Raw genomic sequence first — 25653 nt, forward strand, 5'->3', positions numbered from 1 at the left:
GCCGTCTATTCGAACTTGGGAAGCAGTGCGTCCATCGGGGTGGAGGACGGCATCACGCGATAGGTCTTCATGGTCTGGGTCATCGCCTTCTGGAAGGCCGATGCGGTAGCAGCAGACGATGTAACTCTAGTCGGCTCGTCGAGTGTGACCACGACGACGTACTGCGGATCGTCGACGGGAGCAAAGCCCACCATGCTCGTGTAGTACACGCCCTGCTTGTATCCGCCGTTGCCGTCGGGGATCTGCGCGGTACCGGTCTTGCTCGTGACGCGATAGCCGGGAACCTGGATGCGCTCGGCGTTGCCGCCCTGGACGGCGACGTTCTCGAGCATGCGGGTGAGGTCGGCGGCTGTCTCCGGTTTGATGATCTGCTCACGCGCCGGCGCATCCGGGGTGACGACCGTGCCGTCGGCGGCCGTGCACGACTCGATCAGGGACAGGCCGATCTTCTCTCCGCCGTTCGCGATGGCCTGGTACGCACCGGCGAGCTGCGGCGCCGTCACGGTGAAGTACTGGCCGAACGTCGTCGTGTAGAGCGACTGGTTGTCCCAGTTCTTCGTCGGGTGCAGCAGCCCGCTCGCCTCGGAAGGGAACCCGATGGTCGGCTCGGCGACGCCGAAGCGCTGCAGGTAGTCGTACCGCACGTCCGTGCTGACCATGGTCCCGAACTTCGACAGCGCGACGTTCGATGAGTCGATCAGGGCGCCCGCGAGCGTGTACGTGAAAGCGGGGTGCACGAACGCGTCGTTGATGACGGCGCCGTTGTCGAACTTCTCGTAGGAGGAGGCGACGACGGTCGGGCTCGTCATCGTCACGCCCGCGTTCTCCATCACGGCCGCCGCGGTGACGGCCTTGAACGTGGATCCGGGCTCGAACGGGTACGAGAACAGCTTGCTCACCCAGGTGTTCGGCGCAGACGCGTCGAGGTCGTTGGGGTCCATGGTCGGCCACTCGGCGGCGGCCCGGATCTTGCCCGTCCCCACCTCGACGACCGTCACGGTGCCGCCCTTGGCGCCCTGCAGCTGAGCCTCCTCGGCGATCATCTGCTGCATGTACCACTGCAGGTCGCTGCTGATCGTGAGCTGCACCGTCCCGCCGTTCACGGCGTCGGTGCGGGATTCGCTGCCCGGGATGATCACGCCGTCCTTGCCCGTGCGATAGCTCTCCTCGCCGTCGGTCGGCGCGAGGCATCGATCATCCAGCTTCTCGACGCCGGCCTGAGCGGTCCCGGTGCCGTCGAGGTAGCCGATCAGGTTGCCGGCCACGGCGCCGTTCGGATAGACGCGGATCTCACGCGCGGTCATGGTGAGGTAGGAGCCGAGCTTGAGCTCGCGCAGCGCGATGTACTGCTCGGAGCCGAGGCCCTTCACGAGCGGGAAGTACTGGGAGTCGGGGTTCTCCGCGAGCGTCGCGGCGATGTCGGCGCGCAGCTTCTCGGCATCCAGGCCCATGATCTCCGCGATCCGCGTGGACGCCTCGGCCCACGGGAGCTTCGGCGGGTTGTCCGCGTCCTCCTCGAGAAGTCGGATCACCTGCGGGCTGAGCTGGGCGTCGTAGACCTTCACGCTCTCGGCGAGCACCGCGCCGTCCGCGTCCGTGATCGATCCGCGGTCGCCGTAGATGGGCGTCCCCTTCGCGATGAAATCCAGGGACTGTTCGACGTGCTCGTCGGCCTTGACCACCTGGATGTCGATCAGCCGCACGACGAACGCCGCCAGGATGGCGAGGATGACCGCCAGTGCGACGACCGTGCGTCGCCGGGGACTCCGGGTGGCTCTCGTCGTCATGGACTGTCTCCGTCGGGTCGTGGCGGTCGGTGCGGGTGTCTCAGCGGGTGGTCGGGCTCGGCAGGCCGTCGGTGATCGCCGGCGGCAGCTCGGCGGCGGGCGGCGTCGTGGCCTCGGCCTCCCCTGCCTCGGCCTCCGTCATTCCTTGCGCGATGGCGTTCTGCAGCAGCGCGTTGCTCACCGCGCCCGCGCCGTTCGGATCGATGGTCGAGGTGCCTCCGGCGCCCTCCCCCTGACCGAACACGGCTCCGTCACTCAGCCGCAAATACGACGGGGAGCCGGCGACGACCATGCCGAGCGCGGCGGCTCCCGACGCGAGCGACTGCGGCGAGCTCAAGCCGGTCAGGTCCTCCTGCAGGGCGTCGGTGCGAAGGTCGAGCTCGCGCTGCTGCGAGCTCAGGCCGGCCAGCACGAAGGAGTCCTGGGTGATCGCGAGGGACAGCCCGATCTGCGCCGCCCCGATGGCCATCGCCCCGGCCAGCGCGGCCAGCGCGTAGGCGAGCTTGGGCTTGCGGCGGGTCGGCGTGCCGGTGACGGGCTCGAGTCGGCGCCGAGGCTCGCGTGCAGGCGCGGCGGGCGCCCTCTGCGGCGTGCGTGCGGTCGCGTTCAGGCTCATGCGTTCTCTCGGACCTTCTCCGCTGCGCGCAGCCGCACCGGGATCGCGCGCGGGTTGCGCGCCCGCTCGGCGTCATCGGCCAGTTCGGCTCCGCGGGTGATGATTCTGAAGCGAGGGGCGTGCTCGGGGAGCTCGACCGGGAGACCCTTCGGAGCCGTCGACGCGGCACCGGCGGCGAACGCCTGCTTCACGAGACGGTCCTCGAGGGACTGGTAGGACATGACGACGATGCGCCCGCCGACCGCGAGGGCGTCCATCGCGGCGGGGATCGCGTCGGCCAGCACATTCAGCTCGGCGTTGACCTCGATGCGGAGAGCCTGGAAGACCCGCTTGGCCGGGTGCCCCGCCCGCTGCGCGGCGGCGGGAGTGGCCGCGATGAGGATGTCGACGAGCTCCCCGGACCGCGTGATCGGCGACTTCTGCCGCGCGTCGATGATGAAGCGCGCGTACCGTCCCGCGAGCTTCTCCTCGCCGTAGCGCTCGAAGATCCGGCGGAGGTTGCCCTCGCTGTAGGTCGCGACCACCTCGGCGGCGGTGATGCCGCGCGTCTGATCCATGCGCATGTCGAGCGGCGCGTCCTTGGAGTAGGCGAATCCGCGCTCGGCCTCGTCCAGCTGGAGCGACGAGACTCCGAGGTCGAACAGGATGCCGGCGGCACCCTGCGCGTGCAGTCCGATCTCGTCGTAGACCGTGTGCACGAGCGTGATGCGGTCGCGGAATCGTGCGAGACGCTCACCCGCGATGCGCAGGGCGTCGGTGTCGCGGTCGAGGCCGACCAGGCGGATGTTGGGGAAGCGCTCGAGCAGGGCCTCAGAGTGACCGCCCATGCCCAGAGTGGCGTCGACGAGCACCGCTCCGTCGGCCTGGAGGGCCGGAGCCAGCAGCTCGACGCATCGATCGAGCAGGACGGGGGTGTGGATGTCGCGGAGGTTCATGATCTCTCTCGGTGACCTCTGTATGTCGGTGACCAGGGCCCTGATCCCCCTCCGCTTCACGACCCGGCACCGGGGAAGTGTGTCGGGGCGAGAGCGGCGGGGCATCACAGCCGTGGTCAGAACAGTCCCGGGATCACCTCCTGCTCGAGGTCGGCGTAGGACTCCTCGCCGGCGGCGAGGTAGGCGTTCCAGCTCTCGGCATCCCAGATCTCGGCGTGAGCGCCGACTCCGGTGACGATGAGCTCCTTCTGCAGTCCCGCGTACTGGCGGAGGTGCGCGGGGATGGTGATGCGGTTCTGGCTGTCTGGCATCTCCGCACTCGCACCGGAGAGGAACAGGCGCATGAAGTCGCGCGCCTGCTTGTTCGCGAGCGGGGCCTGCCGGATCCGCTCGTGCATCGCCTCGAACTCGGCCGTGCTGAAGACGTAGAGGCAGCGCTCCTGCCCTCGAGTGACGACGATGCCGCCACCGAGGTCTTCGCGGAACTTCGCGGGAAGGATGACCCGTCCCTTGTCGTCCAGCTTCGGAGAATGCGTTCCCAGCAACATCAGCCATCACCCCCTCTGCGTCCGGCCAACTCGAGGTGAGCACCACTTTACTCCACTTTCCTCCACAAAACCACGGTCAATTGCCGCTCTGAGGACAGGAATGACGAGAGGGGACGCGGGATTCCGCGGAACGATGCGGTGGAGCGCAGTGGAGGGCGGGTGGAGGACCGGTGGAGCGACAGGGAGCTCAGCGGCCACCCGGAGCGCGCTCGCCGTCGGGGCGCCGTATGACGGGGAGCCCCGAGCCCGAGAACCACGAAGGCCCGGATGCTCAATGCATCCGGGCCTTCGAGGAGGAAGTGCGGTCAGTGGCCGTCGTGACGGCGGTCCCAACGATCGTTCATGCGATCCATGAAGGACGCGGAGCTCTGCTGCTTGGGTGCCCGCTCGCGCGGGACGGCGGAGAGGGGCTTTCGCACGGGGGTCACGGCGAGCATGACGCCCCCGAGCATGGCCGCGAAGCCGATGACTCCGACGACGACGCCCCACACGTCTCCGAGGACGACGCCGACGATCAGCCCGCCCACGCCGGCGAGGAGCAGGAGGGCTCCGTACACCAGGTTGCGGTAGCTGAGTGCTCGGTCGCCCGAAGGCGCACTCACGACGTCGGCGTCATTGTGCAGGAGATGGCGCTCCATCTCGTCGAGCAGACGCTGCTCCTGTTCGGAGAGTGGCATTTCGTCCCCCTCGGGTATTCGTCCGTCCATTCTACGCGCGGTATGCGGCGCGGGGCTAGCTGTTCGGGGCCCCATTGGCTTTACGTATGCTGGGAGTCGTGCCGTCCCCCACACTCGTCCCCGACGCCGTCGCCGCACGCCTGGAGCTCTTCCTCGAGCGGATGCGGGAGGAGTCGGCCGAATACGGCCCGGACGCCGCCGCGCTCGTGGAGACCGCGGCGGGCACCCTCGTCGGCGGCAAGCGTCTGCGCGCCCGCTTCTGCCACGCGGGATGGCAGGCGGTCGCCCGCCACCACGACCGCCGCGCCGCGGAGTCCGACGCCCTGTGGGACGTGTGCGCCGCCCTCGAGATCTTCCAGTCGGCCGCACTCGTGCACGACGACCTGATCGACAACTCCGACACGCGCCGCGGACGTCCGGCTGCACACCGGGCACTGGAGGGCGCGCATCGCGCGTCGCAGTGGTCGGGCGACGCCGCCGCCTTCGGACGGTCCTCGGCGATCCTTCTGGGAGACCTCCTGGTCGCCTGGAGCGACGATCTGCTCGAGGACGCGATCGCGCCGCTCCCCCACGCCGCCGGGGTGCGTCGCGAATACGCCCGCATGCGACGCGACGTGACGGTCGGTCAGTTCCTCGACATCGCCGAGGAGTCCGCGTGGAGTGTGAACGCCGCCGACTCGCACGTCGACCGAGCCCTCCGTGTCGTCTCTCTCAAGTCGGCGCGGTACAGCATCGAGCAGCCTCTCGTGCTGGGCGCCGCCGTCGCCGACGCCGACGCGGAGCAGCAGCGAGCGCTCCGCCGCTTCGGTCATCCCGTGGGCATGGCGTTCCAGCTGCGCGACGACGTGCTCGGAGTCTTCGGCGATGCCGCCGTTACGGGCAAGCCCGCAGGCGACGACCTCCGCGAGGGCAAGCGCACCGTGCTCGTGGCGCTCACCAGGCAGACGCTCGACACCTCGGCGAGGAACCTGTTCGACGAGCTGCTCGGTGATCCCGAGCTGGGCGCGGATCAGATCGGATTCCTGCAGGCCACCATCACGGCGTCGGGCGCCCTCGATCGCGTCGAGGCGATGATCGACGACTACGCGAAGGATGCGGACCGCGCGCTCTCGGGAGCACCGCTCGACAACGCCGCTGTCGGAGAGCTGCGCGATCTCGCTCGCGCGGCGACCGTCCGCTCCGCCTGAGGGGCCGGCGAGAAGGTCTCAGGCCAGCGTGCGCGCGAGGCGCCTGACCTCGCTCTTGTGACCGGCGAGGAGCGCGTCGATGGGAGAGCGCCCGAGCGTGTCGTCCGCCTCGAGCAGCCAGTCGATGACCTCGTCGTCGGTGAAAGCGGCGTCCTGCAGCACGATCACCGTGCCGCGCAGCGACGAGAGGGGATGTCCGTCCACGATGAAGATCGACGGGACCGCGAAGACCCCGGATCGGCGTGAGCCGATCAGATAGTGCTCGTCGATGAGCCGCCGAACGCGGCCCAGCGGCACGTCGAGCGCCTCGACGAGGTCGGGCATGGCCAGCCACTCGGTGGGGGTCACGGACGGGTTGTTCTCAGACGGCGCAGACACCCCACAACTATCTCACCTGCGCGCGCAGGACGCATTTCGACCACTTCCGTCACTCATGTCACGGACGTCACTTCCGTTGACTTCCGTATACATCCGTGTCAGCGTGGACGGACGCCGAGACATGGGAGACCACCGTGAGCACGCACACCGCAGCGCGTCGGACGCGCATTCTGCAGTTCGGAGTGCCGGCCGCCGTGCTCGGCACCCTGTCCGGCGGCGTCGCCGCCGCTCCCGCGACCGCCGACGCCGTGCCGATCGAGCGCCCGCAGACCACGCCGCTGCGGGTCGCCCCGATGGAAGCCGCGCCGGCCAGTTATACGGTGCAGCCGGGCGACACCGTCTCCTCCATCGCGACCCGCTTCGGGCTCCGCACGGTCGACGTGCTGTCGTGGAACGGGCTGAGCTGGCGATCCGTCATCTATCCGGGTCAGACCCTCTCGCTCGCCGGCTCCGCGCCGGCCCCCGCTGCCGCCCCCTCCCCTGCGCCGCCGGCGGCGGCGACGTATGTGGTGGTCGCCGGGGACACGATCTTCGGCATCGCGCAGAAGCACGGTACGAGCGTCGACGCCGTCCTCGCCGCGAACGGCCTCACCCGCTCGTCCGTGATCTTCCCGGGACAGGCGCTCGCGCTCTCCGGCTCCCCCGCTGCCACTGCACCCGCACCGGCCCCCGCCGCACCCGCCGCACCGGCACCCGCGAACGGCGGTGCGACGCATGCGGTCGTCGCCGGAGACACCCTCTTCGGCATCGCGAAGAAGCACGGCACCACGACCGCGGCGCTGCTCGCCCTCAACGGCCTGGGCGCCGACGCCATCATCTACCCGGGTCAGAGCATCGTCGTCGCGGCGGCACCCGCTCCCGCCGCACCCGCGCCGGCTCCGGCCGCGGCGCCCGGCCCCGCCGCGCAGTCCTCGGCGGCGCTGGATGCGGAGCAGGCGTCCAACGCCGCGCTCATCATCGGCGTCGGCCGCCAGCTCGGGGTCTCCGACCGCGCGATCGCCATCGCGCTGGCGACGGCGATGGTCGAGTCCAGCCTGCGGAACCTCCCCTGGGGCGACCGGGATTCGCTCGGTCTCTTCCAGCAGCGCCCCAGCACGGGGTGGGGCACGCCCGAGCAGGCGCTCGACGCCGACCGCAGCACGCGGGTGTTCTTCGGCGGAGTCGGCGACCCGAACGGGCAGTCGACCCGCGGCCTCCTCGACATCCCGGGCTGGGAGACCATGCGATTCACGGATGCCGCGCAGGCCGTGCAGATCTCGGCCTACCCCGAGCGGTACGGGCAGTGGGAGACGCAGGCGTACCAGTGGCTCGCGCAGCACGGGTGACGGAGTTCCCCGGAAACCCCCAGGCCCCGAGGGCGAGCCGCTCCCGGAGCTTTCAGGGAGTCCTCAATAGAATCTTGACGTGACGACCAATCAGCAGGCCGACCCCCTCATCGGGCGGCTCGTCGACGGTCGGTACCGGGTTCGGGCGCGGATCGCCCGCGGAGGCATGGCGACCGTCTACGTCGCCACCGACCTCCGGCTCGAGCGCCGCATCGCGCTCAAGGTGATGCACGCGCACCTCAGCGACGATTCGGCGTTCCAGAGCCGGTTCATCCAAGAGGCCCGCGCGGCCGCACGCCTCGCCGATCCCCATGTCGTCAACGTGTTCGATCAGGGCCAGGACGGCGAGCTCGCCTATCTCGTGATGGAGTACCTGCCCGGCATCACGCTGCGCGAGCTACTGCGCGAGCAGAAGCGGCTCACCGTGCCGCAGACGATCACGATCATGGATGCCGTGCTGGCCGGGCTCTCCGCCGCACACCGCGCCGGGATCGTGCACCGAGACGTGAAGCCGGAGAACGTGCTCCTCGCCGAGGACGGGCGCATCAAGATCGGCGACTTCGGACTCGCCAGGGCGACGACCGCCAACACCGCCACGGGGCAGCAGCTGCTCGGCACCATCGCCTACCTCGCTCCCGAACTCGTGACCCGCGGCACCGCGGATGCGCGCAGCGACATCTACGCCCTCGGCATCATGCTCTACGAGATGCTCGTCGGTGAGCAGCCGTACAAGGGCGAGCAGCCGATGCAGATCGCGTTCCAGCACGCGACCGAATCGGTCCCCCGTCCCAGCGTGCGCAACCCGGGCGTTCCCGAGCAGCTCGACGAGCTCGTGCTGTGGGCGACCGAGAAGTCTCCCGACGACCGCCCCGACGACGCCCAGCAGATGCTGGACCGTCTGCGCGAGATCGAGCGGAACCTCGGCATCGCCCCCGCGGTCGCCGCCGCCACGACGCCGCAGCGCGCCCAGGCCGACTCGGCCGACCTGACGAAGGTCATGCCGAGCACCATGGTCATCCCCGACCCGACAGCGCCCGCGCCCGAAGCCGTGGACAACGCGACCCTGCTGCGTCGTCGTGCGTCCAAGCGGAAGGCGCGGGGCGCGTTCCTCCTGACGCTCGTGCTGCTGCTCGCCACGCTCGCGGGCGGCGTCGGCTGGTGGTTCGGCTCCGGCCCGGGGTCCCTGGTCGCCGTACCCGGGGTCGCGGGCTTGAGCTACGACGACGCGGCGGCTGCGCTCAGCGCCGAGGGCTTCGTGGCCGTGCGCGGCGAGGAGAACTCGATCGACGTCGCGAAGGACCAGACGATCCGCACCGATCCCGACGAGGGCGCGCGCCTGGACAAGGGCGCCGAGGTGACCGTGATCGTCTCGGCCGGGCCCGCCTCGCACACGGTCGAGGCGCTCAACGGCAAGACCGAGCAGGAGGCGCGGGACTTCCTCGCCGACATCAGGGTCAACGTCGCCGAGCAGCCGCTCATCCTCTTCTCCGATGCCGACGAGGGCCGCGTCATCAACGCGTTCGTGACACCGCGCGACGGCGCCGAGGTCTACGGCTGCGGTGACGGCTGCGAGCTGCGTGAGGACGACTCGGTCGAGCTGTACGTCTCGGCGGGCGCCTTCCCCGACGTCGCGGGGATGTCGGTGGACGAGGCGACGAGCACGCTGACCGAGAAGCAGCTGCAGGTCTCGGGAGAGATCGACTACCGGTTCAGCGAGTCGGTCGACCAGGACGTCGTCATCGGCGTGGCCGACCGCGCAGAGGAGGGCAACTGGCGGCCCGGGGACTCGGTGCAGCTCATCGTGTCCAAGGGCCCCGAGCTCTTCCCGGTCCCCGACGTGTCGAACCGCACGCTCGTGGAGGCGAAGGGCATCCTGGAGGACGCCGGCTTCACCGCGACGTATGCGGCATGGGGTGACCTCCCCGGCTTCGCGGAGCTGGCGAAGGTCACCGGCCAGGACCCGGGCGCCGACAAGCAGCTGCGGCGCGGCGGCACCGTCCGGCTGTCGATCCAGCTCTCCGGCTGACCACGGGCGACGGACGATGTTCGCCGCTCCCTATGCAGAAGAACCGCCCTCCCGGCATCCGGAAGGGCGGTTCTCGCGTCTGCGACGGGTCAGCGCTTCTCGAGCTCCTCGGCGACGAGGAAGGCCAGCTCGAGGCTCTGCATGTGGTTCAGGCGCGGGTCGCAGAGGCTCTCGTAGCGGGTCGCGAGCGCGGCCTCGTCGATCTGCTCCGAGCCGCCGAGGCACTCCGTGACGTCGTCGCCCGTGAGCTCGACATGGATGCCGCCGGGGAACGTCCCCACGGCCCGGTGCGCCTCGAAGAAGCCGCGCACCTCGTCGACCACGTCGTCGAAGCGACGGGTCTTGTACCCGGTCGGCGTCGTGATGCCGTTGCCGTGCATGGGGTCGGTGACCCACAGCGGCTGAGCGCCGGAGTCGCGCACGGCTTCGAGCAGCGGCGGCAGGGCGTCGCGGATCTTTCCCGCCCCCATGCGGGTGATGAAGGTCAGTCGGCCGGGCTCGCGGTTCGGGTCGAGCTTGTCGATGAGGGCGAGCGCCGTCTCGGGCGTCGTGGTCGGGCCGAGCTTCACGCCGATGGGGTTGCGGATCTTCGAGAAGTAGTCGACGTGCGCGCCGTCGAGCTCGCGCGTGCGCTCGCCGATCCACAGGAAGTGCGCCGAGGTGTTGAACGGCGTGTCCGTGCGGGAGTCGATGCGCGTCATGGGCCGCTCGTAGTCCATGAGCAGGCCTTCGTGGCCGGTGAAGAACTCGACGCGCTTGAGCTCGTCGAAGTCCGCTCCCGCGGCCTCCATGAACTTGATCGCGCGGTCGATCTCGGCGGCCATGCGCTCGTACCGCTGGTTCGCGGGGTTCTGCGCGAAGCCCTTGTTCCACGAGTGCACCTCGCGGAGGTCCGCGAATCCACCCTGCGTGAACGCGCGGATGAGGTTCAGCGTGGATGCCGCCGTGTGGTAGCCCTGCAGCAGGCGGCCCGGGTCCGCGCGGCGCGATCCCTCGGTGAAGTCGTAGCCGTTCACGATGTCGCCGCGGTATGCCGGCAGCGTGACATCGCCACGGGTCTCGGAGTCGCTCGAGCGCGGCTTCGCGAACTGACCGGCCATGCGGCCCATCTTCACGATCGGCATCGAGGCGCCGTACGTCAGCACGACCGCCATCTGCAGGACGGTCTTGATCCGGTTGCGGATCTGGTCGGCGGTGGCGCCGGCGAACGTCTCGGCGCAGTCGCCACCCTGGAGCAGGAACGCCTGCCCGGATGCCGCGCGCGCGAGCCGGTCGCGGAGGTTGTCGACCTCGCCGGCGAACACCAGGGGCGGCAGCGCCGCGATCTGAGCAGAGACCTCGGCGACGCGCTCGGCGTCCGGCCACTGAGGCTGCTGCTTGATCGGGAGCGAGCGCCACGCGTCAAGCGCGTCGATGTGGTGCGGGAGCATGCGTCCAGCCTACTGCTCGCGGAGGGTGCCCCGATGCGTCAGGAGCGCTGTGTGACGCGGGCGGGGAGGCGGTCCTTCACGGTCGACGCGTACACGTCGTCGTACTCCTGCGCGCCCAGCCGCTGCAGGGCCACCATGATCTCGTCCGTGACGGAGCGGAGGATGTAGCGGTCGTTCTCCATGCCGGCGTAGCGGGAGAAGTCGAGGGGCTCGCCGATCACGATGCCCACGCGGACGACGCGCGGCAGCCGCTGCCCGATGGGCATCGCCGTGTCCGTGTCGACCATGATCACCGGGATGACAGGGACCTTCGCCTCGAGCGCCATGCGTGCCAGGCCCGTGCGACCGCGGTACAGCTTGCCGTCGGGGCTTCGAGTGCCCTCGGGGTAGATGCCGAGCAGGTCTCCCCTGCCGAGCACCTGCAGGCCGGTGTTGAGGGAGGCCTCCGAGGCCTTGCCGCCGGACCGGTCGATCGGGATCTGCCCGGTCGCCTTCATGAAGAACTTCGTCGCCCGGCCCTTGAGACCGCGCCCGGTGAAGTAGTCGCTCTTCGCCAGGAACGACATCGAGCGATCGATCATCAGCGGCAGGAAGATGGAGTCCGCGAAGGACAGATGGTTGCTGGCGAGGATCGCCGCCCCGTTCGCGGGTATGTTCGCGCGTCCCACGACCCATGGTCGGAAGATCGCCTTGACCAGGGGGCCAATCGCGACGTACTTCATCAGCCAGTAGAACATCGAGGTGAAGTCTAGCGCCGAGTCCGGCATCCGTCGGAGGCATCTCGTGGAGATGCCCGCCGAGCGACTCAGTTCCATCGATGATGCGACCGGGTCCCATGCCCTAGACTCGGGTGCAACCCCGTGCCCGACCGGTACCGAAGGAGCTGCCGTGGTCCAATTCGAAGTCCCCGCCGTCGTCCCCGCCGACCCCGAGGGGAACGTCGCCGACCTGCTCGCGAAGCGTGTCGAGGCGACCCCGGACCGGGCGCTGTTCGCCGTCCCGGAGGGAGACGGATGGCGCGACATCTCGGCGAAGGACTTCGAAGCCGCTGTCATCGCCCTCGCCAAGGGCTTCGTCGCCGCGGGCATCCAGCCCGGCGGGAAGGTGGGCTTCCTCGCGCGCACGACCTACGAGTGGACGCTCGTCGACTTCGCGCTGTTCTATGCCGGCGCCGTCATGGTGCCGATCTACGAGACGAGCTCGCCGTCGCAGATCCAGTGGATCCTCGAGGACTCGGGAGCGATCGCCCTCATCGTCGAGTCCCCCGAGCACTTCGCCAAGGTCGACGAGGTCCGCGGAGACCTCCCGCTGCTCCGGGAGGTGTGGCAGCTGCACCTCGACGCGATCGGCTCGCTCACGGCCCAGGGCGCCTCCGTCCCGGATGCCGACATCCAGCGTCTGCGCAGCATCGCCGTGGGCTCCGACATCGCGACGCTCATCTACACCTCCGGGTCGACGGGGCGCCCCAAGGGCTGCGTCCTGACGCACAGCAACTTCGTGGAGCTGTCGCGCAACTCCGCGAAGGCCCTCGACGCGGTCGTCCAGACGCCCGGATCGTCGACGCTGCTCTTCATCACCACGGCGCACGTGTTCGCGCGCTTCATCTCGATCCTGAACATCCACGCGGGTGTGCGCACCGGCCACCAGCCCGACACGCGACAGCTGCTCCCCGCCCTCGGCTCCTTCAAGCCGACCTTCCTTCTCGCGGTCCCCCGCGTGTTCGAGAAGGTCTATAACTCGGCGGAGCAGAAGGCGGAGGCCGGCGGCAAGGGCAAGATCTTCCGGGCGGCGGCGGACGTCGCCATCGAGCACTCCCGACTGCTGGAGGAGGGCAAGAGCATCCCGTTCGGGATGAAGCTCAAGTTCGCGCTGTTCAACAAGCTCGTCTACGGCAAGCTGCGCGACGCGATGGGCGGCCGCGTGGTGTACGCGGTGTCCGGGTCCGCTCCCCTCGGCGCTCGTCTCGGCCACTTCTTCCACAGTCTCGGCGTCGTGATCCTCGAGGGCTACGGCCTGACCGAGACGACCGCACCCGCGACCGTGAACCTCGCCGACAAGTCGAAGATCGGCACGGTGGGCCCCGCGCTGCCCGGAGTCGGCATCCGGCTGGCGGACGACGGCGAGATCCAGGTCCGGGGCGTCAACGTCTTCAAGGAGTACTGGAACAATCCCGAGGCGACGGCCGAGGCGTTCAGCGACGGCGGATGGTTCCACACCGGCGACATCGGGAGCTTCGACTCCGAGGGGTTCCTCACGATCACCGGTCGCAAGAAGGAGATCATCGTCACGGCGGGTGGCAAGAACGTCGCCCCCGCCGCCCTCGAGGACCCGATCCGCGCGAATCCGATCGTCGGTCAGGTCGTCGTCGTCGGCGATCAGCGCCCGTTCATCTCGGCACTCGTCACCCTCGACCCCGAGATGCTCCCGACCTGGCTGGCGAACAACGGCCTCGACAAGGACATGTCCCTCGTGGAGGCGGCGAAGAACGACGCTGTGCGCGCCGAGGTGCAGAAGGCCGTGGATGCGGCGAACACCCGCGTCTCCCGCGCGGAGTCGATCCGCAAGTTCACCATCCTGGACAGCGAGTGGACGGAGGCCTCCGGCCACCTCACGCCGAAGCTCTCGATCAAGCGGAACATCATCATGAACGACTTCGCCGACGAGATCTCCGCGATCTATGACGAGCCGGTCACCACGACGAACGTCGCCATCGGCGGCTGAGCCTGCATGCAGAAAGGCCCCGCTCCGGCGGGGCCTTTCTGCGTGGGAGGACGGCTCAGAACCAGGCGCTCTCGCGCACTTCGCGCATCGCGCGCTTGCGGGTCTCGGCGTCGAGTCGAGACAGGTACAGCATGCCGTCGAGGTGATCGGTCTCGTGCTGGAGGGCCTGGGCGAGCAGCCCCTCCCCCTCGAGCACCACGGGCGCGCCGTCGAGGTCGATCCCCTCGACCCGAGCCCACGGATACCGCAGCGCGTCGTGCCACAGGCCGGGTACCGAGAGGCATCCCTCCCCGGTCGGCACGGGCTCGCCGCGCACCTCGGTCAGCACGGGATTGATGACGTAGCCGATGTCGCCGTCGATGTTGTAGCTGAACGCCCGCAGCGCCACGCCGATCTGCGGGGCGGCGACGCCCGCGCGTCCCGGCAGCTCCACGGTGTCGACGAGGTCGGCGACCAGCGCGCGCACGCCGTCGTCGATCTCCTCGATCGGCGTGCACATCGTGCGGAGCACGGGGTCTCCGAAGACCCTGATCTCACGGACCGACATCAGGCTCCCTTCGCCCGCAGGCCCTCGACGAGGAGCGCAGCGAGCTCGCGCGCCGCCACCCTCGTCTCCGGCTGGAGGTTCGTGAACACGATCGTGCCCCCGCCGGCGATCTGCGCGTCGTACGGCATCCGCACCACATGCGCAGCCCGCGTGCGGAAGTGCGCCTCGAGCTCGTTGAGCCGCACGAGCGGCGCGCCGGGCGTCGACTGGTTCAGCACGACCACGGCCTCCCGAGCCTGCTCGGCGTAGCCGTTCGTCTCGAGCCAGGTCAGCGTCTCGGACGCCAGACGCGCCTCGTCCACGCTCAGCCCCGACACGATCACGATCTGGTCGGCGAGGTCGAGCGTCGCCGACATCACCGAGTGCACGATGCCCGTGCCGGTGTCGGTCAGCACGAGGGAGTAATAGTGCGCGGCGACTCCCGCGACATCGCGGTAGTCGCTGTCGCTGAACGCCTCGGCGATGCGCGGATCGGCGTCCGACGCCAGGACGTCGAGACGCGTGGCATCGCGCGCGACGATCGCCGAGATGTCGTGGTAGCCCTTGACCTCGTCGTGGATGCGCACGAGGTCTCGCACCGAGCGGTTGTGCGGCGGACGGACGATCCGCTCCGCCAGGGTGCCGCGATCGGGGTTGGCGTCGACCGCGATCACCCGATCGTCGCGCGCGTCGGCGAGGGCCATGCCCAGGAGCGCGGTGATCGTCGTCTTGCCGACCCCGCCCTTGCGGGAGAGCACCGGCACGAACCGGGCGCCGCCGACCAGCGGTGCGGCGATCCGCGCGGAGAGAGCCTTGCGCTCCCGCGCGCGCCGCCCGTCTCCGATGTTGATGCGCCGACCGGAGATCGTGTACAGGAAGTGGCTCCAGGCCCCCTCGGGCTCGGGCTTCGTGACGCGGTGCGGATCGAGCAGCCGGTCGGCCGTGAGCAGGTCGGCGCTCTCCCGCGACGAGTCGCCGAGATCGTCGAGCCGCTTGGAGCTGAGCTGCACGTCCGCACGCGTCGAACGCGTCTGTCGAGGGACGACGCTCTTGTCGGGGATGTCCACAGCGGTGCTCTCCTTCGTCGCGGTTCGGATGCGGGTCGGCGCGGTGCGCGATGCGGCGCGTGCGTCGATGTCGGCCTGCGCGCGCGCGATGAACGCCGCGGCGGCTGCCGCCTCGGCGGCATCCGCGGCCGCCCGGGCATCGTCGTCGCCGCGGACGTCCCCGGCGGAGTCGGCCGCACTCGACGTCACGGGGTCGGCGCCGGTCTGCGCGGTGCGAGCGGACGAGGCGGGGCCTTCGGGCAGCACCTCGGCGATCTCGGCATGGGAGTCGGAGTCCCGGTCGATGTCGTCCTCGGCCTGCGCCGACGGCGCGGGATCCCCCTCGGAGTCGGGTTCGGGTGCCGCGTCGTGCTCGGACGACGGGTGCGCATCGTCCTCCTGCGGACCGGTCTGCGTCTCGACGCCCGTCTGCGTCGCCGTCGTGGAGGCAGACTCCGCCTCCGGCTCCTCGGGCGCGGGATCCGCCTCCGGCTCCTCGGGCGCGGGATCCGCCTGCTGACCGGTGGGCTCCGGCGGCAGCTCGATGATCAGCGGACCGCTGAGCGGTGCGATCGAGATCTCCGCGGCCGCGACGGTCTCTGCCGCCGCTCTGGCGGCGGCGACCGGCTCGTCGATGATCAGATCCGCGACGACCTCGCCGTCCACCACGCCGTCGTCCTCGAGGTCGTCATCCTCGTCCTTCGGCATCACCACGCTGACCTGAGCCGTGTTGCCGAGGTTGCCGATCACCGCCGTGTCCAGGGATGCGGCGTCGTCGAGCACCCCCCTGGACTCCTCGTCCGGCGGTTCTGCCATGTTCTTCGGGGTCACGATGTCACTCCAAGCCTGGGCGGGCCTCGGGTGCACTACGACGAGCGCGGCCCGCGCCCGACAAGATTAGTGCGCCGGACGGATGACGACCAAAAGATCCCCGGCGTCCACCTGCTGGGTCGCCCCGATCGCGAGGCGCTCGACGACGCCGTCCACGGGCGACGTGATGGCCGCCTCCATCTTCATGGCTTCGATCGACGCGACCGGCTCGCCGGCCCGCACCGTGTCGCCGACCTCCGCCTTCAGCGTCACGACCCCCGAGAACGGCGCGGCCACCTGACCGGGCACCGAGGTGTCGGCCTTCTCCACTTCGTGGGCGTCGACGGCGACCGAGCGGTCGCGGACGAACACCGGGCGCAGCTGGCCGTTGAGCGTGGTCATGACGGTGCGCATGCCCCTGTCATCCGGGTCGCCGATGGCTTCCAGGCCCACGTACAGCTGCACTCCGCGATCCATCTCGACGAGGTGCTCCTGCCCCTGCACGAGCCCGTACAGGTAGTCCCCGGTGTCCAGCACCGAGAGGTCGCCGAAGTGCTCGCGCCGCTCCGTGAACTCACGCATCGGCGCGGGGAACAGGAGCGTGTTGAGCCGCGCGCGGCGAGTGAGGCTGTCTCCGGCGAGAGCGGCTTCGTCATCCTCGGAGATCTCGGTCATCGCCGTGCGCACCGTGCGACCCGCCAGGACCTTCGAGCGGAACGGCTCCGGCCAGCCGCCGGGCAGGTCGCCGAGCTCGCCGGCCATGAACCCGACCACCGAGTCCGGGACGTCGTACTTCTCGGGGTTCGCCTCGAAGTCCGCCGGGTCGGCCTTGACCGCGGCGAGGTGGAGAGCCAGATCTCCGACGACCTTCGAGGACGGCGTGACCTTCGGCACGCGGCCGAGGATGCGGTCGGCGGCGGCGTACATGTCCTCGATGAGCTCGAAGTCGTCGGCGAGCCCCAGCGCCTTCGCCTGCTGCCGCAGATTCGACAGCTGCCCGCCCGGGATCTCGTGGTGGTAGACGCGCCCGGTGGGCCCGGGGAGGCCGGACTCGAACGGCGCGTACGCGCGGCGCACCGCCTCCCAGTACGGCTCGAGGTCCGAGACGGCCGCCAGGTCGAGCCCGCTGTCCCGGTCGGTGTGCGCGAGCGCCGCGACGAGGGACGAGAGCGACGGCTGGCTGGTGGTGCCGGAGAGCGGAGCGGACGCGGCGTCCACCGCATCGACGCCCGCGGCGCTCGCGGCGAGCAGCGTGGCGAGCTGTCCGCCCGGGGTGTCGTGCGTGTGGAGGTGGACCGGGAGGTCGAACCGCTCGCGGAGCGCGCCCACCAGCCTCGCGGCGGCTGCCGGGCGGAGGAGGCCGGCCATGTCCTTGATCGCGAGGATGTGCGCTCCGGAGGCCACGATCCGGTCGGCGAGCCGCAGGTAGTAGTCGAGCGTGTAGAGGCCCTCCGCCGGGTCGAGCAGATCACCCGTGTAGCACAGCGCCACCTCCGCCACGGCGGTGCCCGTGGCCCGGACCGCCTCGATCGCCGGACGCATCTGCTCCACGTCGTTCAGGGCGTCGAAGATGCGGAAGATGTCGACGCCGCTGGCCGCCGCCTCCGAGACGAAGGCCTCCGTGACGGCGGTGGGGTACGGCGTGTATCCGACGGTGTTGCGCCCGCGGAGCAGCATCTGGATCGCCACGTTCGGCAGCGCCTCCCGGAGCTTGTCGAGTCGCTCCCACGGGTCCTCGCCGAGGAACCGCAGGGCCACGTCGTACGTGGCGCCTCCCCAGGCCTCGACGGAGAGGAGTCCGGGGGTGAGCCGCGCGATGTGCGGCGCGACGGCGACGAGGTCCTTCGTCCGCACCCGAGTCGCCAGCAGCGACTGATGCGCATCCCGGAACGTGGTGTCGGTGATCGCGAGCGCGGTCTGCTGACGCAGGCTCCGCGCGAACCCCTCCGGGCCGAGCTCGCGCAGCCGCTGGCGCGAACCCGGGGTCGGCTTCGCGGTCAGGTCGACCGTCGGGAGCTTGGTCCGCGGGTCCGCAGCCTGCGGATGCACGCCGTTCGGCTTGTTGACGGTGACGTCGACGAGCCAGTTGAGGATCTTCGTGCCGCGGTCCTTGGACTCGCGACCGCGCAGCAGCTCAGGGCGCTCGTCGATGAACGAGGTGCTGACGTCACCGGCGATGAACGCGTCGTCGTCGAGCAGGGCCTGCAGGAACGGGATGTTGGTGGAGACCCCGCGGATGCGGAACTCGGCCAGCGCGCGTCGCGCTCGGGCGACGGCGGCCGGGTAGTCGCGTCCGCGGCAGGTGAGCTTGGCGAGCATGGAGTCGAAGTGCGGGCTGATCTGCGCGCCCTGATGCACCGTGCCGCCGTCGAGGCGGATCCCCGCCCCGCCCGGCGAGCGGTAGGTCGTGATCTTGCCGGTGTCCGGCCGGAAGCCCTGCGTCGGGTCCTCGGTGGTGATGCGGCACTGCAGCGCCGCCCCGCGCACGTGCAGGTTCTCCTGCTCGAGTCCGAGGTCGGCGAGGGTCTCCCCCGAGGCGATGCGCATCTGGCTCTGCACCAGGTCGACGTCGGTGACCTCCTCGGTCACGGTGTGCTCCACCTGGATGCGCGGGTTCATCTCGATGAAGACGACCTCCCCCGTGCGCTCCCCCGCCGTCTCGAGGAGGAACTCCACGGTGCCCGCGTTCTCGTACCCGATCGACCGGGCGAAGGCGACCGCGTACCCGTGGAGGGCCGCGCGGATGCCGTCGTCGAGGTTCGGGGCCGGCGCGATCTCGACCACCTTCTGGTGACGACGCTGCACCGAGCAGTCCCTCTCGAAGAGATGGACGGTCTCGCCGGTCTTGTCGGCGAGGATCTGCACCTCGATGTGCCGCGGGCGCACGACCGCCTGCTCCAGGAACATGCGCGCGTCTCCGAAGGCGCTCGCCGCCTCCCGCATCGCCTCCGCGAGTGCGGGGGCCAGCTCCGCCGCCGTCTCGACGCGCCGCATGCCGCGCCCGCCGCCGCCGGCGACGGCCTTCGCGAAGAGCGGGAACCCGATCCCGTCGGCCTGGGCGACCAGCGCATCCACGTCGTCGGACGCCTCGGTCGAGCGCAGCACGGGCACGCCCGCCCCGATCGCATGGCGCTTCGCCTCGACCTTGTTGCCCGCCATCTCGAGCACCTTCGCGGGCGGTCCGATGAAGACGATGCCGTTCGCCGCGGCCTTCTCGGCCAGTTCGGGGTTCTCCGACAGGAAGCCGTAGCCGGGGTAGATGGCGTCCGCCCCCGCCTCTTTCGCGACGCGGATGATCTCCTCCACGTCGAGGTACGCCCGGACCGGATGCCCGCGCTCGCCGATCTCGTACGCCTCGTCGGCCTTCAGCCGATGGACCGAGCCGCGGTCCTCATGGGGGAAGACGGCCACCGTCCTCGCCCCGACCTCGTATGCCGCACGGAAGGCGCGGATCGCGATCTCGCCACGGTTCGCCACAAGGATCTTCTGGAACATGCACACCTCTGAGAGCTCGATGCGCGGCGTTTTCGGCGCGCATGGGGCGGGGCTGAGTGTGCACCCAGCTTAGGGGCAGGTAACGTGGTGTTCGTGCACGTACTCAGCGTCAGCTCTCTCAAGGGAGGCGTCGGCAAGACCACCGTGACCCTCGGACTGGCCTCAGCGGCCTTCGCCCGTGGTGTCCGGACGCTCGTCGTCGACCTCGACCCGCAGTCCGATGTGTCCACCGGGATGGACATCCAGGTGGCCGGTCGCCTCAACATCGCCGACGTCCTGGCGAACCCGAAGGAGAAGGTGGTCCGTCAGGCCATCACGTCCAGCGGCTGGGCGAAGGTGCACCCCGGGACCATCGACGTGCTGATCGGCAGTCCGTCCGCCATCAACTTCGACGGCCCGCACCCGAGCGTCCGCGACGTCTGGAAGCTCGAGGAGGCGCTCGCCGCCGTCGAGAGCGACTACGACCTCGTGCTCATCGACTGCGCGCCCTCGCTCAACGCACTGACCCGTACGGCCTGGGCCGCGAGCGACCGCGTGATGGTCGTGACCGAGCCGGGTCTCTTCTCGGTCGCCGCCGCCGACCGCGCGCTGCGCGCGATCGAGGAGATCCGCCGCGGTCTCTCGCCCCGTCTGCAGCCGCTCGGCATCGTCGTGAACCGGGTGCGCCCGCAGTCGATCGAGCACCAGTTCCGCATCAAGGAGCTGCGCGACATGTTCGGTCCTCTCGTGCTGTCGCCTCAGCTGCCCGAGCGCACGTCGCTGCAGCAGGCGCAGGGCGCGGCCAAGCCGCTGCACATCTGGCCCGGCGACTCGGCGCAGGAGCTCGCCGCCGACTTCGACCAGCTGCTCGACCGCATCATCCGCACGGGACGCATCCCGGTGCCGGAGTCCGGCGCTCAGGCCTGACACGCCCCCGCACAGCAGAACGGCCATCCTCTCGCGAGGGTGGCCGTTTCTTCGTGGAGCCCGGATTCCGGGCCGCAGTCTCAGGCGGTGCGCTTGGCGCGGCGGGCGGACAGCTCGTCGACGGGGTCGGGAGCGGTCGGGTCGAACTCGACCAGCGTGGACTCGACCTCGCGGAGCACCTTGCCCACGGCGATGCCGAACACGCCCTGTCCGCGGCTGACGAGGTCGATGACCTCGTCGTTCGAGGTGCAGAGGTAGACCGACGCCCCGTCGCTCATCAGCGTCGTGCCGGCGAGGTCGCGGATGCCCGCGCGGCGGAGCTCCTCGACCGCCGTGCGGATCTGCTGCAGCGAGATGCCGGTGTCGAGCAGGCTCTTCACGAGCTTCAGCACGAGGATGTCGCGGAATCCGTAGAGGCGCTGCGATCCCGAGCCGCTGGCGCCGCGCACGGTGGGCTCGACGAGCTCGGTGCGGGCCCAGTAGTCGAGCTGTCGATAGGTGATGCCGGCCGCGCGCGCGGCGACCGCTCCGCGGTAGCCGACCTCGTCGTCCATCGCGGGCAGACCGTCGGTGAAGAGGAGTTCGGTCACGAACCGCGGGTCGCCTGCACGCTCATCCGCATTCATCTGAATTCCTCTCTGGAGCCGTTATCTCCACGGTAGAGCAGCCCCCGTGCACCGGCAATGACATCCGAGCGACCCCGAAGGTGTGTCGCAATCAGTTCGTTACGAAAGCAGGCGGGACAGCGCGTCCTTGACGAAGAGCGAGCGCACCTCGTCGATCTTCGTCGCGAGCGTCGGCGCCATCTCGCTCGCCTTGGCGCGCGAGGCGGCGTCCGTCCGACGCAGGAGCGCCGACATGGCGGACTCGATCAGGGCGACCTCCCGCTCCGCGCCCTGGCGCAGCGAACGGAGGTGCCGGGGCTCGATGCCGTGCCGGTCGAGGGCGACGAGACCGCGGAGCAGCGTGACGGTCGCCTCGGGATACGTCTCCTGCGCGGCGATCACGCCGGTGCTGATCGCGTCGTTGAGGAGCTGCGGTCCGGCGCCGGCCGCCGAGAGCAGCTCCGCGCGACGGTAGCGCCTCGGCGTGGGCGTGATCGAGGGCGGCGGCACGAGCGCGGCGGACTCGCCGTTCGCCTCGGCCTCGTCGAGCTGATCCCGGATCACGCTGAGCGGGAGGTAGTGGTCGCGCTGCAGGGTGAGACCGAGTCGCAGCCGCTCGATGTCGGCCTGGGAGAACTTGCGGTAGCCGGAGTCGGTGCGCGACGGGGTGACGATCCCCTGCACCTCGAGGAAGCGCAGCTTGCTCGAGGTGAGCTCGGGGAATTCCGGAGTGAGCCGGGCGAGCACCTGACCGATGCTCAACAGCCCCGGCGACGCGGAGCGTTCGCGGGCGGGCGATGCCGCCATCAGGCGTTCGCCGCGACGCGATCGACGGGAGCGACGAAGAAGTTCAGTCGGAACTTGCCGACACGGAGCTCGGAGCCGTCTTCGAGGACGCTGCGGTCGACGCGCTCCCCGTTGACATACGTGCCGTTCAGCGAACGCTGGTCGATGATCTCGAACGTCGTGCCGGAGCGCGTGATCTCGGCATGACGGCGAGAGACCGTCACGTCGTCGAAGAAGATGTCGGCCTCCGGGTGGCGGCCGACGGTCGTCACGTCGGTGTCGAGCAGGTAGCGCGCGCCGGCGAGGGCGCCCGAGCGCACCAGCAGGAGCGCGGATCCCGACGGCAGGGCCGCGATGGCGCTCTGCTCGACCTCCGTCAGCTCCACGCCGAAAGGCACGAAGGAAAGGTCCGAGTCGTGCCCGAACGTCTGCGTCACGTCGTGCCTCTGCTCGCCGGGACGATGGAACGCGGCGTCTCCGGCCGGTCGGCTGTCGCTGTCTGTCACTGTGCCCTCCTAGTCCTCCAGACTAACGGATGCGACGCGTCTCGCGTGAGGCGGGTTCACACTCAGGGCTCGCATACCGGGGGTTCATAGGCTGTACCTGTGAAAACTGCAGCGCGCCCCTCTCCCGCTGGTCCGATCGCCCTGGCCGCCGCCCTGCTGACGGCCCTCCTCGTGCTCGTCTCGCCGCTGTCGGCGGCGGCCCACGACAGCCTGATCGCCTCGTCGCCCGAGGCCGGCAGCACCGTCGACGTGCTCCCCGCGGAGCTCACCCTGACCTTCAGCGCGAAGCTCATCGACGGCGAGGGGGCGACCGAGGTCGTCGTCACCGATGCGACCGGCGCGTCGGTGACCGACGGCGCGGCGACCGTCGACGGCGCGATCGTCACGCAGCCGCTCGCCGACCCTGCCGCGGCGGGGGCGTATCGCGTCATCTGGAAGATCGTGTCGAGCGATGGCCACCCCACGTCCGGCGAGTTCGACTTCACGGTGGCCGCCTCCTCCGCCGGCGACCCCACAGCCCCCACGACCGCCCCGACCACCGACCCGGGCGACACGACGGCGACCGCGTCGCCCTCCACCGCCACCCCGACGCCCGAGGCGACCGACTCCTCCGACGAGGGCTCGAGCGCCTCGACCTGGATCTGGATCCTGTCCATCGCCGGCGTCCTCGTCGCCGCCGTCGCGGGCGTGGCGGCAGTCGCTCTGAAGGGTCGCGGATCCGGCTCCGAGGAGGACCCGGAGGGCGACTCCGACGAATCGACGGGGCGATAGGCTTAAGGCATGCCACACTACGATGTCGTCATCCTCGGTGCAGGTCCCGGCGGATACGTCGCTGCGGTTCGCAGCGCGCAGCTCGGTCTGTCCACCGCCATCATCGAAGAGAAGTACTGGGGTGGTGTGTGCCTCAACGTCGGCTGCATCCCCTCCAAGGCTCTCCTGAAGAACGCGGAGCTCGCCCACACGCTCAACCACAAGGCCGACTTCTTCGGCATCTCGGGTGAGTTCACGATCGACTACGGCAAGGCGTTCGACCGTAGCCGCGTCGTGGCCGACGGGCGCGTCAAGGGCATCCACTTCCTGATGAAGAAGAACAAGGTGACCGAGTACGACGGTCGTGGCACCTTCACCGGACCCAAGGCCATCTCGGTCGCCAAGTCCGACGGCTCCACCGAAGAGGTCACGTTCGACAACGTCATCATCGCGACCGGCTCGAAGGTGCGCCTGCTCCCCGGTGTGCAGCTGAGCGACAACGTGGTGACCTACGAGGAGCAGATCCTCTCCCGCGAGCTCCCGAAGTCGATCGTCATCGTCGGCGCCGGCGCCATCGGCATGGAGTTCGCCTACGTCATGACGAACTACGGCGTGAAGGTCACGATCATCGAGTTCCTCGACCGCGCGCTCCCCAACGAGGATGCCGACGTGTCGAAGGAGATCGCGAAGCAGTACAAGAACTACGGCGTCGACATCCTCACCTCGACCAAGGTCGAGAGCGTCGTCGACAACGGCTCCTCCGTCACCGTGACGTACACCGGCAAGGACGGCCAGCAGTCCTCGATCGAGGCGGACAAGGTCCTCATGTCGGTCGGCTTCGCGCCGAACGTCGAGGGCTTCGGCCTCGAGGCCACGGGCGTGAAGCTCACCGAGCGCGGTGCGATCGACATCGACGATCACATGCGCACGAACGTCGAGGGCATCTACGCCATCGGCGACGTCACCGCCAAGCTGCAGCTCGCCCACGTGGCGGAGGCTCAGGGCGTCGTGGCCGCCGAGACCATCGGCGGCGCCGAGACCCAGACGCTGGGCGACTACCGGATGATGCCGCGCGCGACGTTCTGCTCGCCGCAGGTCGCGTCGTTCGGGCTCACCGAGCAGCAGGCCAAGGACGAGGGACGCGAGATCAAGGTCGCGACCTTCCCGTTCATGGCGAACGGCAAGGCCCACGGGCTCGGCGAGCCGGTCGGCTTCGTCAAGCTCATCGCCGACGCCGAGCACCTCGAGCTCATCGGCGCCCACATGATCGGCCCCGACGTGTCGGAGCTGCTCCCCGAGCTGACGCTCGCGCAGAAGTGGGACCTCACGGCTCTCGAGCTGGCCCGCAACGTGCACACGCACCCGACGCTGTCGGAGGCGCTGCAGGAAGGCTTCCACGGCCTCGCCGGCCACATGATCAACTTCTGATCGACGGATCGAGGGCTGACGGCGGACGCGCAGACGTCCGATCCGGCGCTCCGCACCCGTGACGGCACGACCCCTCGAGGCATCGCCTCGGGGGGTCGTCTCGTCGAGCGCGCGGACCGCGACCTCACCGTCGCGCGTCGCCCTTCTCCCGGCGCAGCTCGAGGCGCGCCGGGAGCCCGCCGCGCACGGTCCACCCCGCGGGTGCGACGGCGGCGAGCTCGGCGGGGGTGTACGACCGGCGGATGCTGATGAGGCCGTCCACGCGGATGAAGGAGCCGCGCAGCAGCGTGCCGGCGAACGGCAGGGTCGCCGCCGCGAACAGGGCGTACGCCGCTCGGCTCCGCGCGATGTCCCGGTGCACGACCACGCCGCCCGCATCCGTGAGCCGATCGGTGTCCCGGAGGACGCTCTGGAGCTCCGCCTCGCTGAGATGGTGCAGCACATGGTTAGAGAACACGACGTCGTACCGGTCCCCGTCCGCGACGAGGTCCTCCGCCAGCGCGCGGCGGTAGCGGACGCCGGCTCCATCGTCGTGAGCGGCGGCCCAGCGGATGGCCCGCTCGTCGGCATCCAGCGCGGTGATCTCCCCCTCGAGCCCGTCCCGGCGCAGGCGCGCGGCGATCATCCTGCACACGTCGGCGCCGCCGGCCCCGACGTCGAGCACCCGCACCGGGCCGCGTCGGGCTCTCGGACGGATCTCGTTCCGGTAGAGCTGGCCGGGTCGCGACACGAGGGCGTTCACGATGCGGAAGCGCTCGTAGGTGCGCTCCAGCATCGCGAGGTCGGCGGACGGGTCGTCCATGAGCTCCGTCGCATCGTGTGCCCGCACGGAGAGATCGTGGCTCATGCGGCGCCGACGGCCACGGTCATCAGGGCGCTCTCGGCGGTCAGGCCGGGACCGAACGCCATGGCGGCCACGCGCTCCCCCGGCCGGGCGCCCTGGTCGAGGATGCGCCGGATGACGAACAGGATCGTGGCGCTCGACATGTTGCCGTAGTCGCGCAGCGTCTGGGTCTCGGCGCCGCCGATGGTCTCGGCGGCCACGACGCCCTGAGCCTCCGCCACGTGGGCGAGCTGCAGCTTGGCGGTGACGTCGCCGATGGCGTAGATGCCCTCGACGTTCGTGCGCATGTGATCGTCGATGTCGATCGCACCGCGCTCGGTG

General features: G+C 70.0%; 23 protein-coding genes. 7 read left to right on the top strand and 16 right to left on the bottom strand.

The genetic code is table 11. From position 1 onward, the window contains the following. Positions 1-5: 5 nt before the first annotated feature. From A4X16_RS11260 to A4X16_RS11280, 5 genes are all read right to left on the bottom strand, one after another. Complete coding sequence (locus A4X16_RS11260; RefSeq protein WP_067120548.1) at positions 6-1787, bottom strand: peptidoglycan D,D-transpeptidase FtsI family protein; 1782 nt, start codon at positions 1785-1787, stop codon at positions 6-8. A gap of 40 nt (positions 1788-1827) precedes the next feature. Beyond that, the gene (locus A4X16_RS11265) at positions 1828-2403 is read right to left on the bottom strand and encodes a hypothetical protein (RefSeq protein ID WP_067120550.1); all 576 of its coding nucleotides are present in this window, start codon (positions 2401-2403) and stop codon (positions 1828-1830) included. Further along, positions 2400-3338, bottom strand: a complete 939-nt coding sequence (gene rsmH / locus A4X16_RS11270) for a 16S rRNA (cytosine(1402)-N(4))-methyltransferase RsmH (RefSeq protein ID WP_067120552.1) — start codon at positions 3336-3338, stop codon at positions 2400-2402. Before rsmH ends, A4X16_RS11265 begins: the two co-directional genes overlap by 4 nt. A gap of 116 nt (positions 3339-3454) precedes the next feature. Next, positions 3455-3886 carry a division/cell wall cluster transcriptional repressor MraZ gene (gene mraZ / locus A4X16_RS11275; RefSeq protein WP_067120554.1) on the bottom strand — a complete coding sequence of 144 codons (432 nt, stop codon included), beginning with the start codon at positions 3884-3886 and terminating at the stop codon, positions 3455-3457. 305 nt (positions 3887-4191) lie between these two features. Next, positions 4192-4563, bottom strand: coding sequence for a DUF3040 domain-containing protein (locus tag A4X16_RS11280; protein WP_067120557.1), 372 nt, complete (start codon positions 4561-4563; stop codon positions 4192-4194). An 86-nt stretch (positions 4564-4649) separates the two neighbouring features. Between A4X16_RS11280 and A4X16_RS11285 the strand changes: the two genes are divergently transcribed. Next, positions 4650-5750, top strand: a complete 1101-nt coding sequence (locus A4X16_RS11285) for a polyprenyl synthetase family protein (RefSeq protein WP_067120558.1) — start codon at positions 4650-4652, stop codon at positions 5748-5750. Positions 5751-5768: 18 nt separating this feature from the next. On the opposite strand, the gene A4X16_RS11290 is transcribed toward A4X16_RS11285, so the two are convergent. Next, positions 5769-6074, bottom strand: a complete 306-nt coding sequence (locus A4X16_RS11290) for an Rv2175c family DNA-binding protein (RefSeq protein WP_067120561.1) — start codon at positions 6072-6074, stop codon at positions 5769-5771. A 188-nt stretch (positions 6075-6262) separates the two neighbouring features. Between A4X16_RS11290 and A4X16_RS11295 the strand changes: the two genes are divergently transcribed. Continuing rightward, positions 6263-7453: a LysM peptidoglycan-binding domain-containing protein gene (locus A4X16_RS11295; RefSeq protein ID WP_067120624.1), complete on the top strand. Its 1191-nt coding sequence runs from the start codon at positions 6263-6265 to the stop codon at positions 7451-7453. A 79-nt stretch (positions 7454-7532) separates the two neighbouring features. After that, entirely contained in the window at positions 7533-9479 is a 1947-nt protein-coding gene (pknB, locus tag A4X16_RS11300; protein WP_067120563.1) for a Stk1 family PASTA domain-containing Ser/Thr kinase, read from the top strand. An 89-nt stretch (positions 9480-9568) separates the two neighbouring features. Here pknB and A4X16_RS11305 read toward each other — a convergent pair whose 3' ends face one another. After that, a complete protein-coding gene (locus A4X16_RS11305) occupies positions 9569-10909 on the bottom strand; it encodes a class II 3-deoxy-7-phosphoheptulonate synthase (RefSeq protein WP_067120565.1) in 1341 nt (446 codons plus the stop codon). A 38-nt stretch (positions 10910-10947) separates the two neighbouring features. Beyond that, entirely contained in the window at positions 10948-11646 is a 699-nt protein-coding gene (locus tag A4X16_RS11310; protein WP_067120626.1) for a lysophospholipid acyltransferase family protein, read from the bottom strand. Positions 11647-11797: 151 nt separating this feature from the next. Here A4X16_RS11310 and A4X16_RS11315 point away from each other — a divergent pair, with 151 nt between their 5' ends. Further along, entirely contained in the window at positions 11798-13630 is a 1833-nt protein-coding gene (locus A4X16_RS11315) for an AMP-dependent synthetase/ligase (RefSeq protein WP_067120567.1), read from the top strand. A gap of 55 nt (positions 13631-13685) precedes the next feature. Here the strand turns inward: A4X16_RS11315 and def are convergent, their stop codons facing one another. The 3 genes from def to A4X16_RS11330 form a co-directional block, all read right to left on the bottom strand. Continuing rightward, positions 13686-14177, bottom strand: a complete 492-nt coding sequence (gene def / locus A4X16_RS11320; RefSeq protein WP_067120569.1) for a peptide deformylase — start codon at positions 14175-14177, stop codon at positions 13686-13688. Then, on the bottom strand, positions 14177-16018 hold the full coding sequence (locus tag A4X16_RS11325) for a MinD/ParA family ATP-binding protein (RefSeq protein ID WP_082914427.1): 1842 nt from the start codon (positions 16016-16018) through the stop codon (positions 14177-14179). Before A4X16_RS11325 ends, def begins: the two co-directional genes overlap by 1 nt. A gap of 81 nt (positions 16019-16099) precedes the next feature. Continuing rightward, positions 16100-19507 (bottom strand): pyruvate carboxylase, encoded by a 3408-nt coding sequence (locus A4X16_RS11330; protein ID WP_067120573.1) that lies wholly within the window; start codon positions 19505-19507, stop codon positions 16100-16102. Between the two features lie 93 nt (positions 19508-19600). Between A4X16_RS11330 and A4X16_RS11335 the strand changes: the two genes are divergently transcribed. Further along, entirely contained in the window at positions 19601-20413 is an 813-nt protein-coding gene (locus tag A4X16_RS11335; protein WP_067120628.1) for a ParA family protein, read from the top strand. Positions 20414-20493: 80 nt separating this feature from the next. Here the strand turns inward: A4X16_RS11335 and A4X16_RS11340 are convergent, their stop codons facing one another. From A4X16_RS11340 to A4X16_RS11350, 3 genes are all read right to left on the bottom strand, one after another. Then, positions 20494-21039, bottom strand: a complete 546-nt coding sequence (locus A4X16_RS11340) for a MerR family transcriptional regulator (protein WP_067120575.1) — start codon at positions 21037-21039, stop codon at positions 20494-20496. A gap of 99 nt (positions 21040-21138) precedes the next feature. Then, positions 21139-21825, bottom strand: a complete 687-nt coding sequence (ftsR, locus tag A4X16_RS11345) for a transcriptional regulator FtsR (protein ID WP_067120577.1) — start codon at positions 21823-21825, stop codon at positions 21139-21141. Further along, positions 21825-22310, bottom strand: a complete 486-nt coding sequence (locus A4X16_RS11350; RefSeq protein ID WP_067120579.1) for an FHA domain-containing protein — start codon at positions 22308-22310, stop codon at positions 21825-21827. The genes ftsR and A4X16_RS11350 overlap by 1 nt, the downstream gene beginning before the upstream one ends. A 99-nt stretch (positions 22311-22409) precedes the next feature. Here A4X16_RS11350 and A4X16_RS11355 point away from each other — a divergent pair, with 99 nt between their 5' ends. Together A4X16_RS11355 and lpdA are read left to right on the top strand one after the other, a co-directional pair. Beyond that, positions 22410-23081, top strand: coding sequence for a copper resistance CopC family protein (locus tag A4X16_RS11355; RefSeq protein WP_067120581.1), 672 nt, complete (start codon positions 22410-22412; stop codon positions 23079-23081). A gap of 9 nt (positions 23082-23090) precedes the next feature. After that, entirely contained in the window at positions 23091-24488 is a 1398-nt protein-coding gene (gene lpdA, locus A4X16_RS11360; RefSeq protein WP_067120583.1) for a dihydrolipoyl dehydrogenase, read from the top strand. A gap of 124 nt (positions 24489-24612) precedes the next feature. On the opposite strand, the gene A4X16_RS11365 is transcribed toward lpdA, so the two are convergent. Both A4X16_RS11365 and A4X16_RS18305 read right to left on the bottom strand, forming a co-directional pair. After that, positions 24613-25335 carry a methyltransferase domain-containing protein gene (locus A4X16_RS11365; RefSeq protein WP_067120584.1) on the bottom strand — a complete coding sequence of 241 codons (723 nt, stop codon included), beginning with the start codon at positions 25333-25335 and terminating at the stop codon, positions 24613-24615. Continuing rightward, positions 25332-25653: FAD-dependent oxidoreductase (locus tag A4X16_RS18305; RefSeq protein WP_231880340.1), on the bottom strand; the 322-nt coding region annotated here is incomplete at its 5' end. The genes A4X16_RS11365 and A4X16_RS18305, both read right to left, overlap by 4 nt.

Source organism: Microbacterium sp. H83, assembly GCF_001650405.1.
Lineage (GTDB): Bacteria > Actinomycetota > Actinomycetes > Actinomycetales > Microbacteriaceae > Microbacterium.